Below are 10,884 nucleotides of genomic sequence, written 5' to 3'. Positions count from 1 at the left end.
GTCGAAGAGTTCGAGCCGGGCGTCTTTGGCGAACGCGGCGGTGACCTCTTTGAGTGGGGCGCCGAGGACTTCGGCGAAGCGTTCGAGGATCTCCAGCCGGGGGAACCCGCCGCGCACTGAGGGTTTGAGGTGGTTGGCGAGCGCGCCGGGTGTCAAGCCGTGGGCGCGTTCGAGTTCGCGGATGGAGCGGCCGGCGGCGTAGCGCTCGACGAGCGCGTCCGCGTGGGACCGGTGGCCGGTCACGGTGTGTTCCCCTTCGTGTGCGGCACCCCAGGTGGGGACGTGGTTGAGCCGCATGAGGGTAGGCGACACGACCTGGAGTGGTGGTCACAGGGGGTAGCGCCGCGTGGGCGGGGCAACACCAGATCCATGCGTCTAATGTTAGACACAGAAAGTTGTGTTCGGTATTTTCTTGACGAAGTCGTGTCGCGGTGGTTGTCTAGCGAGTGGCCTCGAACACATGTTCGAGCTTAAGCGAGGTGTGCGCCGTGAGGGAGGCGGCTTTGTACTGATGGCCACTGTGATTGATGATCAAGGTTCCGCTGTCGCGGAGGGGGACGTAGCCGGCCTTGCGGGGCCGGTGGCGTTGGATGACATGACTGAGCCGCTGGAGTTGTTGCGACAGATCGACCAGCAGATCGAGAAGTTGGGGCTCGCGCGGCGTGAGCTGCGGGACTCGATCAAGAAACGGCTCGCCGACGCCGAGGTCGGCACGGTGGCCGGGCGCCCGGTGGTGACGTGGAAGATCGCGAAGCGGGTAGCGGTGTCGCACCGGCTGCTTGTCGAGCGGTACCCGGAGATCCTGCCCGAGGTGCAGGACATCACCACGGTCCGCACGTTCCGCGCGTTGCCGTTGTGATCGCGAGCGGCACCGAGGCACCCGCTCCGGTGACGTTGCGGGAGATGGTGGCCGACATCGCGCGCCGCGCGGCCGCGGTCCCACCCGCCGCCGGAGACGAGCTGGCGTCGCTGCTCGCGCTGCTGGTGCTGGACCCACGCAACACCGATCACGTCCGTGCCGTGGTGTCGGTCATCGTGCTCGACGCCATGGGCAACTCATGGCGGGAGACCACCGCCAACCGGTGGCGGCCGGTGCTGCCGACCTGGATACGGCCGGCCGTGGTCGGCGCGACCGTGCAACGGCTCCGCGCCGCCGGCCTGCTGGTGCCGACCGGCAAATACGTCAAGTGCACCGACCGGGCCGCCGGCAACGCCGGCAAGCCCCAGCCGGTGTACCGGCTGAACCTGACCGCGCTCACCGAGCCGACGAGCGCCGGGCCGGGTTCGTAACCAGACGTCGGGGCGGCACTTCCCGCCGCCCCGACCCTCGCTCTTCCTGACTTTCGCGCGCGTGGGGTTGTCGCATGCCCACGTGCCGCTGACGCCTGCCCACATGCGACATGCGGTGCCGAGTCGCCGTGCCGACTTCTGTTGTCATGTAAGGGAAGTGACGTTCAAGTGTGGTTCAAGGTCTGCGATGGCCTGCATGACCATCGCAAAGTACGCCGTGCCGGCACGGCGGCCATGGGCTTGTGGGCGCTGGCCGGGTCCTGGTCGGCGGCGAACCTGACCGACGGGTTCGTGCCCGAGGTCGTCGCGCTGCGGTACGGCACCGCGCGCCAGGCCGAGCGGCTCGTGACCGCCGGACTGTGGGAGCCCACCGTCCGCGACGGCGAGCCCGGCTGGGTGTTCCATGACTGGTTTACCTACCAACCGACCCGCAACGAGGTGGAACACAAGCGGTGGTTGGCGCAGCAACGACAAGCCAAAGCGAGGGCAGTTAAGGACAGTAAGCGCAGGTCGGCGGGTTCTGTCACGCGTGACACGAGCGTGAGTCACAGCGTGAGTCACGCTGCTCCCGACCCGACCCGACCCGATATAACTACTCACCTTGATAAGGCAGGTAGTAGTTCCGTACCGCGCGCGCGAGCCGAAACCCCGCCGCCAACACCACCGGTCGAGCATCCGCCGCCGATGCCGGAACCGGTCGACGTGCCGCAGCAACCCAACCCGCAGCAGTCCATTGTGGATGGTCACGATGCGGCGGTGGACGTGTCGGCGGTGCGGGTCGCGGTCGGGCTCGTCGGTGAGCACGTGCCGCACCAACCGCGCAAGGTGTTGCACCGGCTGACGCAGGAGGCCGCGCGGCTGCTCGGTGAGGGGCTGTCCGGGGACCAGGTCGCCGCTGTGCTGCGGTTGTGGACCACCAAGCGCGTCGGCCCCGGCCTGCTGCCCGAGCTGGTCGGCGAAGCGATGCGCGCACCGTCGATCACGGCGGCGGCTGCTGGCGCGGGGCCGGGTGGGGTGCGGACGGCGTCGACCAGCGACGCCCGCGTGTCCGCCGCGCTCGCGCTGGCCGAGCGCTACGAACGCGAGGACAACCCACCGCCCCCGCGACTTGCTAGGCATGTCGTCCACTGACTATCCGTACGACGCCAAGCAGCGTGTAGAGGCGTTGATCAGATCACTCCAAACCTTGATCAAGCGAGACCCGGAGCAAGAGGTTCAGGGCTTGGCCGTTCCCGTCCTGTCAGCGACCTTGGACGCGATCAAGCGAGCCACGCCTGACGACCCAGTCGTAGGTTCGCTGGTCGAACTGATGTCCGCGGACTTCATCGGCGCTGGCGAACCCATTCGCGCGGCGGACATGCTCGTAGTCGCCGAGCAACTCGACGCGGCCATCGGGTCACGTCCACCACTCGTCGGTTAGCCCCAACTGCGACGTAACTACCGCACGAACCGGTGCCTGAGAACCGGCGTGCCGTCAGCCAGGATCTCCATCTGCGGCTGGGTGCCGTCCCACATCCATCCGTCAACTTGGATCGAGTTCAGCCAGGCCGGCAAGGCGGGCCCACCCTTGTTGTTCCATCCCGTCAACCAGTCTTCGAACTTCTCCTCCAGCGCGGTCATTTTGGACCTCCAGCGAGCGATCGTGGACCGTACAACACGCTTCGCGGTCACGCGGCGATCCGTTACCGACAAGCCGTGACGACATCACCGTTTGCAGCGCCGGGTCCAACGTTTCATCCGACAAGGGGGCGCTCCTGTGGCTGGATACGGTCCCCCACCGAATCCGAAACGCCGACGCCGCAACACCGACACGTTCGCGGCGGCGACGGTCACGGTGCCGGCGGACGGCGCGGTCGACGCGCCGAGTTTGCCTAACGCGTCGGCGTATTCGCGGCATACGCGGGCGTGGTATCGGACGTGGTGCGTGTCGCCGCAGGCGCAGGCGTTCACGGTGACCGACTGGCAGCGGCTGCACATGCTGGCCCCGTTGGTGGATCAGTATTTCGCCGAGCCGCGCAAGGAGCTGCTCGCGGAGATCCGGCTCAACGAGGGGCTGCTGGGCGCGACGCACGTCGACCGGTTGCGCGCCCGGATCACGATCACGCCACCGGCCAACCCGAACAACGAGTCTGCCGCGGGCGACGGGCCAGCGGTCGCGCGGTTGGACGAGCGGCGGCGGAGGTTGGGCGGCGGTGCCTCGTGAGCTGGTCCACGCCCCCGGCCATCACCGGAACCGCTCCCTCGGCTGGCTCGCCGCGGCGTGGATCGAGCACTGGTGTGTGCACGGTCCCGGTGACGTGCAGGGTGATCCGGTCGAGCTGGATGACGAGTTCGCCGGGTTCCTGCTCGACGCCTACGCCCACAACCCGCACGGCCGCCGCCTGTACTCCCGTGCGGCGCTGGTCCGCCCGAAGGGGCGGGCCAAGAGCGAGTTGGCCGGGCACGTCGGGTTGTTCGACGCGCTCGGGCCGTCCCGGTTCGCCGGCTGGGCCGGCGGCGGTGAGGTGTTCGTGTGGCGGGACTTCGTCTACCGCTACACCCGCGGTGAGCCGATGGGCCGGCCGCTCGTGTATCCCTACGTCCGGTGCCTGGCCACGGAGGAGACCCAGACCGGCAACACCTACGACGTCATTCACCACAACCTCGAACACGGCCCGCTCGGCGACGACCTCCCTTCTGACGCGGTCGGCCTGACCCGTGTCCTGCTGCCCGATGGCGGGGAGATCGTCCCGTCCACCGCCAGCTCGTCGGCGAAGGACGGCGGCAAGGAGTCGCTGGCGATCTTCGACGAGCCGCACCTGTACACGACGCCGGAACTGCGGCGCATGTTCCGCACCGTCGACCGCAACCTCCGCAAGCGCCGCGACGCGCAACCCTGGGCGCTGCTCACCTCCACCATGTACCAGCCCGGTGAGGACTCCGTCCTCGAAGCCGTGGACCGGCAAGCCCAAGCCATCCGGGAAGGACGGGCGCGGGCGGCGCGGTTGTTGTGGGATCACCGCGAGGCCCCGGCCGAGGTGGACCTGACCGACCTGGACGCCGTGGTCGCCGCGCTGGCCGAGGTGTACGGGCCGGCAGCGGAGTGGATGGACCTGCCCGGCATCGTCCGGGACGAGTTCTGGGACCTCACCAAGGACGTCGCCGACGCGCGCCGGTATTTCTTCAACCAGCGCACCGCCGCGCACACCGCCTGGTCCTCCGCGCCCGAGTGGGATGCCTGCCACCACCCCGACACGACACCGTTCGCCGAGGGCGACGAGATCGCTCTGTTCTTCGACGGCAGCGCGGGTGACGACGCGACCGGCCTGGTCGCCGTCCGCCTCGACGACGGGCACGCCGCCGTGTTGCATGTCGATGAACGACCACCCGGACAGGTGGGGAAGACCTGGCGCGTGGACCGTGCCGCCGCCGACTTGGCCGTCCGCCGCGCGTTCGCTACCTACGAGGTGCTCGGGTTCGCCGCCGACATCCGCGAATTCGAGTCCTATGTGGACACGTGGGGGCAGGAGTTCGGCAAGCGGTTGCTGATCGACGCCACGATCGGCAAGTACCGGCACCCGGTGGCGTTCGACATGCGTGTCCGTACCGGCGAGTTCACCGCCGCGACCGAACGCACCCTGGCCGACATCCGGCAGAAGACCCTCAGCCACGACGGAGACCTCCGGCTGCGCCGGCACGTGCTCAACGCCCGCCGCGCCCCCAACCGCCACGGCGTGTCGGTCCGGGTCGTGCAGGACACCGCCGAGTTCGGCCCGTCGGTGTCGCGCTACCTGACCCGGCTGGAACGCTCCATCGAGCTCCACGTGCGCGCGGTCCTCGACGACACCGGGTTCGCCGCCGACGCGCGCCGGCTCGCCGCCACCGCCGAACGCGCCGCCACGACAACGGTGCCGGTCGAGCTGGACGCCGACCGGATCGACGCGGAGTTCCAGCGCATCGTCCGTGGCTTGGTCGGCGAGTCGGTGTCCGTGCGGGTCAACGTGGACGAACGCGCGTTGGACCAGGTCCTCGCCCAGCTCGCCGTCCGCGGCCGGCAGTTCACGCGGCTCGCGACGATCTCGGTCGCCATCGGCGGGCTCGCGGCCGCGACCACCGGCCTGGCCGGGCTCGCGGTCGGCGCCGCCCAGGCGTCCGGCGCGTTGTTGCTGCTGCCGGCGGCAGGGTTCGCCGCTACCGCCGCCATCACCACCCTCGTCGTCGGGATGCAAGGGTTCGGCGACGCGCTCGCGTCGATGGACGACCCCGCGGCGTTCGCCGACGCACTAGCCAACCTCGCGCCCTCGGCGGCGGCCACCGCGACCGCGATCCGGGACCTGCGCCCGGCGTTCGGTGCGTTGCGGCTGGACGTTCAGGAGCGGTTGTTCGCCGGCCTGGCCGACACCATCACCAGCCTCGCCGGCTCCTACCTGCCGGTGCTGCGTAGCGGGCTCGGCGGCATCGCCACCGAACTCAACACCGGAGCGCGCTCGTTCGCGACGTTCCTCAGCTCGTCCCAGTCGGTCGCGGACACCTCGGCGATCTTCGCCGACGTCCAAGCGGCGCTCGCCGCGCTCGCGCCGGCCGGGGTCGCGTTCGCCGCCGTCCTGCGCGACATCACCACGGTCGGCGCGGGCTTCCTGCCCGATCTGGCTGGTGGGTTCGCCGACGCCGCTGAACGGTTCGCCGCGTTCATCGCGCAGGCCCGCACCTCCGGTGACCTCGCCAACTGGATTCAGAGCGGCATCGACGCCATCGGTCAACTCCTGACGATCCTGCGGAACCTCGGCTCCATCGCCGGCAGCGTGTTCGGCGCGCTGGACGCCTCCGGTGGCGGGTTCCTGCAATTTCTCGCCGACGCCACCGGCCACCTCGCCGCCTTCCTCAACAGCGCGGAAGGCGCGGAGGTGCTGGGCGCGGTCGCGCGGTTCGCCGCGACCGCCGGCCGTGCCATCTCCACCGTGCTCGGCACCGCGCTCGAGGAACTCGGGCCGGTGCTCGCCGACCTCGCGCCCGGCCTGTCGGTGTTCGTCACCCAACTGGGCGGCGCGCTGGTCACCGCGCTCCAGGTCGCCGGGCCGCTCCTTCAGCAGCTCGCCGCCTTTCTGTCCGCCAACGCCACCTGGCTCGGGCCGGTCGTGATCGGCCTGGGCACGCTCGCCGCCGTCGCCGGCCCGCTGATCACCGGCCTGACCGGCCTCGCGACCGCCGTGCGCGTGGTGACGATGGTGTTCAACGGCATGCGGATCGCGCTGCTGTCCAATCCGTTCACCGCTATCGCCGCCGCCGTGATCGCCCTCGCCGTCGTGATCGTCACCAACTGGACCGCGATCCGGGACACCACGGTCGCGGTCTTCCAAGCGGTGTGGGGGTTCGTCAAAGGCATCTGGGACGCCATCACCGGCTGGATCTCCGCCCGCGTCACCGACATCCTCGCCGCCATCGGCTGGCTCGCCTCCCTACCCGGCAAGGTCGCCGACTGGTTCGGCGGAGTGGTGTCCGGCGCGGTCGGCAAACTCGGCGAGCTGATCTCCTGGCTCGGTGGGCTGCCCGGCCGAATCCTGGGCGCGCTCGGCGACCTCGGCTCCCTGCTGCTCGACGCCGGCAAGAACATCATCCTCGGACTGCTCAACGGCCTGAAGAACGCCGCCGGCGCGGTGATCGACTTCTTCAAAAACCTCATCTCCGACGCCGTCGACTCCGTGCTGTCCTTCCTCGGCATCTCCTCACCGTCGAAGGTCATGCACCGCATCGGCGGCTACACCGCCCAGGGCTTCGCCTACGGCATCCGCGACGCCACCCCCCTGGCCGCGCGCGCCGCCACCCGGCTCGCCAACACCGCCGCCTTCGACCCGGTCCGTACCGACTTCGGCGCTACGGCAGGTGCCAGCGGTGGGTCGCCGGTCACGGTCAACCAGACCGTCGTCGCCCAACCCGACCAGTCGCCGTGGGCCATCGCCACCGCCGCGAACCGGCAGCTCGGCTACGCCATGCGCACCACCGGCACGCCATAAGCCGGCCAACAGCCATCGGGGGTGGTTCGGTTCATGCCGGCTTCTGGTCTGCCGTTGCGGGTGCGCTGGCAGCTCGACGACCTCGTGTTCAACGGGCCGCCAGACCAGGCCGGCCGTGAGTGGGTGATCGACACCGAGACCGGATGGTCCGCGTCCCCGCCCGTGCGCACCGACCAAGCCCAACCCCGCACCGGCGCGCACGGCGGCTGGCCACCCCGCACCTACCGCGACCCGCGCACCATCCGCCTCGACGGCTGGATCTACTCCCCCACCTGGGAGGCCCGCCGCGACGCCGAACACCACCTCGCCGCCCTCTGCGCCGAACCCGGACGCGAATACCCGTTGCGCTGCACCGAGGAAACCGGCGAACTCCTCGCCCACGTCACCCAGGACGACACCACCCTGGTCACCGTCCGTCCCGGCGGGCGGTGGCTGGACTTCTCGTTACAGCTCGTCGCCGCCGACCCCCGCAAGTACAGCGCGAGCGAACAGGCCGCCGAGACCGGCCTCCCCGGCGACTCCACCACCGGGCTGGACTTCGGTCCCCTCGACGGCACTGACCCCAGCGGCCTCGACTTCACTTCCGCGGATGCCGGGCTGGACTTCGGCCCGCAACTCGTCACCGGCCGCGCCACCGCCGTCAACACCGGCACGGCCGACACGACACCGACCCTGACCGTTACCGGCCCACTCGCGCCGCCGATCACCGTCACCCGGCCCGACAACGGCGCCCGTGTCATCTACCACGACCAGCTCGACGCCGACGACCGTCTCGTCATCGACACCCGCCACCGCACCGCCTACCTCGGCACGGCCAGCCGCCGCCACCGCGTCACCGTCACCGACTGGGACGCCCTCGCGATCCCGCCCGCGTCGGTCGTAGATTTCGTGCTCGGCCATGGCGGCGGCCCTAACACGGCCGCGCGCCTGGTGGTGACGTGGCGCTCGGCGTGGTGGTGATCATTTGTTGAGAGCGACCACCAGTGCGGCGACGGCCACCAGGAAGCTGAGCCACGAGGAGAGCGGGAGCACGAAGTCTTTCACGACACGCCCGCGATCATGGTCATGCGTTGCGGCGAGGTAGCGGATATCCCGGTCGGGAACCTCGCCAGGATTCTCCACACTTGACCGTCGCGCCAACGGTTTGTAGTGGTCACGCAATACCGGAATGAGGTCAACCCGGTCGAGCATCACCAGGCTCGCGGCATCGTGCAGGTATCGAGGGTAAACCTGAAGGAACTGCCTGAGATTCTGATTATTCACGTCGATATCGATCAGTGGAAATGACAACACGATCGCTCGATCAGCGACCGCTGGAGGGGACACCCACGACCACCGGCTTCCCTGCAACGAGCGGTAGAGCGCCCGCGCCGCCTTGCCCGCATGGGCGACCGAGGCCGCCACGGCTCGATCGTCACCCTCGGACTCAGACCTCATCGCCGCAGTCTCCGCCGACCTTATCTCACGATAGAACACATCGTTGAAATAGAACGGAAACCGCGCCACGATGACACTCGCCACCAGCAAGCTAATCGCGACCACCAGCGGTGTTCCGAACACGGTCTCCTTGAGAGAGAGTCCATAAATCATGCCGTAGGCCACCCCGAACGGGATTACCAGCATCATCGCGTATAACCCGTATCGAGACACCTTTCTTAGTCGGTTCCTGAACCGATAGTCCATATCCATGATCTGGAACGTCTGTGGGTGCAGCTCCTCACCCAGCGATCGGAGGCACGCGCGGACATCGTCCTCGACGAATTCTGGAACCTTATTCCAGGGTATCGGAGGACGGTAGCGACTGCTGCGGCGGAGACGAAGACGCTCCGCGTCGTCCCACAACGTCTGGTACCCATCAGCGCCCGCCTCGCGTGGCTCCTCGCTCATAACCTCGCAGTCTAGAAATGGAGGTAGTCCGCGGTGGCGATTTCCCAAGGCGGTCTCGACCCCTGGGCCGTTCAGCTACGCATCGGCGAGCGGGACGCCCGGTACGCGCTCGGTGCGCTGCTCGGTCCGGTGCCGGGCCGGATGATGGCGTGGGCGGACGGGGTGCTCCCGTCGCGGACCGAGAACGGTGTGGTCGTCGACTTGAAGGCGGCGCTCGGCGCGAACGATGGGCTCGGGGTGGCGTTCTACCCCGGCCAGTGTGTGATTAACCGGCCTGGTCAGGGGCCGTATGTGTGCACGCTGGACCGCACCGGCCGGGTCCAGCTCGACGACGCCGACCCGTCCAACCCGCGCGTGGACCTGATCGTGGCCCGCGTGTACGACGAACGCCAAGGTGACCCGCGCACCGAGTTCGTCATCGAGCCGGTCACCGGGCTGGCGGGGCCGGAGCCGGTCGAGCCGCCGTTGCCGCCGGTGTCGTTCCCGATCGCGCGGGTCGCGCTGCCCGCCGGCACTACCCAGCTCGCCGGGTCGATGTTCACCGACCTGCGCCGCGCCGCCAGCGTGCGCACCGGGGTCGGTGTCGTGCTGCCCGGCGACGACCCCACCCTGCCGGGCGCCTACGCCGGCCATACCCGCTACCGGGCCGGCACGCTGGAAGCGTTCGACGGCGAGACCCGGCGCGGCACCCCCGCCACCTGGTCCGAGGAGTCGGTCGAGTTGGTCGCCCGCACCGGGATCACCGGCATCGCGGCGTTGACCTCGATCGGCGTGCCCGATCCCGGCTGGCCCTACCGGCTGATGATCTCCGGGTGTGCCGAGCTGACCGGCACCAACTGCCGCGCCGACCTGACCATCCGCCTCGACGCCGCCGACGGCGCGGTCCTGGCACGGGGTGTCGGCCCGACCAACGGATGGAGCTGGGTGACCACCCCGGCCCGCAACACCCGCGTCCTGAACGGCGCACACACGCTGTACCTGTCCGGTGAACGCGTCGGCGCCGCCGGTACTTGGGCGAACTTCACCTACAACGGCGCGCTGTCGCTGCTGCGGCTCCCCGCCTGACCGAAGGTGGTGACCCGGTGCGTCTGCTGCTCGGCCACCTGCGCACCGGGGACATCGTCGCCGAGCTGGACGGGCAGGCCGACTACACCGACCAACTCTCCGCCGCCGGCTCCGCTCGCGCGACCATCGCCTTGGACGCCGTCCCGCCCGAGGTCGACATTCGGGCGGTCACCACGCCATGGCGGCACTACCTCGCCATCACCAGCGACACCAGCACCGACACCGCGACCGGGGAGACGGTGGTGTGGGCGGGGCCGATCGTGCCGCGCCGCCGCGCGCCGAACACCAGCGCCGTCGAGGTGTCCGCGTCGGGGTTGTGGGCGGTGTTCGACCGGCGCGTCCTCGCCCGCCTCGGGGACTGGGCCTACACCGACCCCCAAGCCGACGTGATCCTCACCTACCGCTCGCTGCCCGGCGTCGCGCTGGACATCGTGCAAGTGGCGCTCGACCGGCCGCACGGCGAGCTGCCGCTCGTGTTGCCCCGGCTGAACACCTCCGGGGACCTGGAGCGCCGCTACTACGGCCACGAACTCGCCCCAGCTGGCGAACGGTTGAAACAGCTCACCGCCGACGAGAACGGCCCCGATCTGCACTTCCACCCGCGCTACCGCCCGGACCGCTCCGGCATCGAGTGGGTGTTCCGGGTCGGGCA

Annotated in this window: 12 protein-coding genes; 9 read left to right on the top strand and 3 right to left on the bottom strand. The window is 69.6% G+C overall.

Annotation, left to right across the window (positions count from 1 at the left end; genetic code table 11):
* Positions 1 to 243: hypothetical protein (locus ACRDTB_RS35085; RefSeq protein WP_431436551.1), on the bottom strand; the 243-nt coding region annotated here is incomplete at its 3' end.
* Between the two features lie 352 nt (positions 244 to 595).
* Here ACRDTB_RS35085 and ACRDTB_RS35080 point away from each other — a divergent pair.
* The 4 genes from ACRDTB_RS35080 (at position 596) to ACRDTB_RS35065 (ending at position 2,710) form a co-directional block, all read left to right on the top strand.
* Positions 596 to 859, top strand: a complete 264-nt coding sequence (locus ACRDTB_RS35080; RefSeq protein WP_431436550.1) for a hypothetical protein — start codon at positions 596 to 598, stop codon at positions 857 to 859.
* Complete coding sequence (locus ACRDTB_RS35075) at positions 856 to 1,290, top strand: hypothetical protein (RefSeq protein ID WP_431436548.1); 435 nt, start codon at positions 856 to 858, stop codon at positions 1,288 to 1,290. The genes ACRDTB_RS35080 and ACRDTB_RS35075 overlap by 4 nt, the downstream gene beginning before the upstream one ends.
* Positions 1,291 to 1,458: 168 nt before the next feature.
* Positions 1,459 to 2,421 (top strand): hypothetical protein, encoded by a 963-nt coding sequence (locus tag ACRDTB_RS35070; RefSeq protein WP_431436547.1) that lies wholly within the window; start codon positions 1,459 to 1,461, stop codon positions 2,419 to 2,421.
* Complete coding sequence (locus ACRDTB_RS35065; RefSeq protein WP_431436546.1) at positions 2,408 to 2,710, top strand: hypothetical protein; 303 nt, start codon at positions 2,408 to 2,410, stop codon at positions 2,708 to 2,710. Before ACRDTB_RS35070 ends, ACRDTB_RS35065 begins: the two co-directional genes overlap by 14 nt.
* A gap of 17 nt (positions 2,711 to 2,727) precedes the next feature.
* On the opposite strand, the gene ACRDTB_RS35060 is transcribed toward ACRDTB_RS35065, so the two are convergent.
* Positions 2,728 to 2,910, bottom strand: a complete 183-nt coding sequence (locus tag ACRDTB_RS35060) for a hypothetical protein (RefSeq protein WP_431436545.1) — start codon at positions 2,908 to 2,910, stop codon at positions 2,728 to 2,730.
* A gap of 304 nt (positions 2,911 to 3,214) precedes the next feature.
* On the opposite strand from ACRDTB_RS35060, the gene ACRDTB_RS35055 reads away from it, so the two are divergent.
* From ACRDTB_RS35055 to ACRDTB_RS35045, 3 genes are read left to right on the top strand one after another with little or no spacing between them, the layout of a single operon-like run.
* Positions 3,215 to 3,493, top strand: a complete 279-nt coding sequence (locus ACRDTB_RS35055; protein ID WP_431436544.1) for a hypothetical protein — start codon at positions 3,215 to 3,217, stop codon at positions 3,491 to 3,493.
* The gene (locus ACRDTB_RS35050) at positions 3,483 to 7,280 is read left to right on the top strand and encodes a hypothetical protein (RefSeq protein WP_431436543.1); all 3,798 of its coding nucleotides are present in this window, start codon (positions 3,483 to 3,485) and stop codon (positions 7,278 to 7,280) included. The genes ACRDTB_RS35055 and ACRDTB_RS35050 overlap by 11 nt, the downstream gene beginning before the upstream one ends.
* A 33-nt stretch (positions 7,281 to 7,313) precedes the next feature.
* Positions 7,314 to 8,240 (top strand): hypothetical protein, encoded by a 927-nt coding sequence (locus tag ACRDTB_RS35045; RefSeq protein ID WP_431436542.1) that lies wholly within the window; start codon positions 7,314 to 7,316, stop codon positions 8,238 to 8,240.
* On the opposite strand, the gene ACRDTB_RS35040 is transcribed toward ACRDTB_RS35045, so the two are convergent.
* Positions 8,241 to 9,167, bottom strand: a complete 927-nt coding sequence (locus tag ACRDTB_RS35040; protein WP_431436541.1) for a hypothetical protein — start codon at positions 9,165 to 9,167, stop codon at positions 8,241 to 8,243.
* A 33-nt stretch (positions 9,168 to 9,200) separates the two neighbouring features.
* Between ACRDTB_RS35040 and ACRDTB_RS35035 the strand changes: the two genes are divergently transcribed.
* Both ACRDTB_RS35035 and ACRDTB_RS35030 read left to right on the top strand, forming a co-directional pair.
* A complete protein-coding gene (locus ACRDTB_RS35035; RefSeq protein WP_431436540.1) occupies positions 9,201 to 10,232 on the top strand; it encodes a hypothetical protein in 1,032 nt (343 codons plus the stop codon).
* A 17-nt stretch (positions 10,233 to 10,249) separates the two neighbouring features.
* The coding region (locus ACRDTB_RS35030; RefSeq protein ID WP_431436539.1) for a hypothetical protein at positions 10,250 to 10,884 on the top strand (635 nt) is incomplete at its 3' end.

The organism is Actinophytocola sp. (genome assembly GCF_050699935.1).
Lineage (GTDB): Bacteria > Actinomycetota > Actinomycetes > Mycobacteriales > Pseudonocardiaceae > Actinophytocola.
Note: the sequence above shows the minus strand (reverse complement) of the source record. Positions and strands in the feature narration are given on the sequence as shown.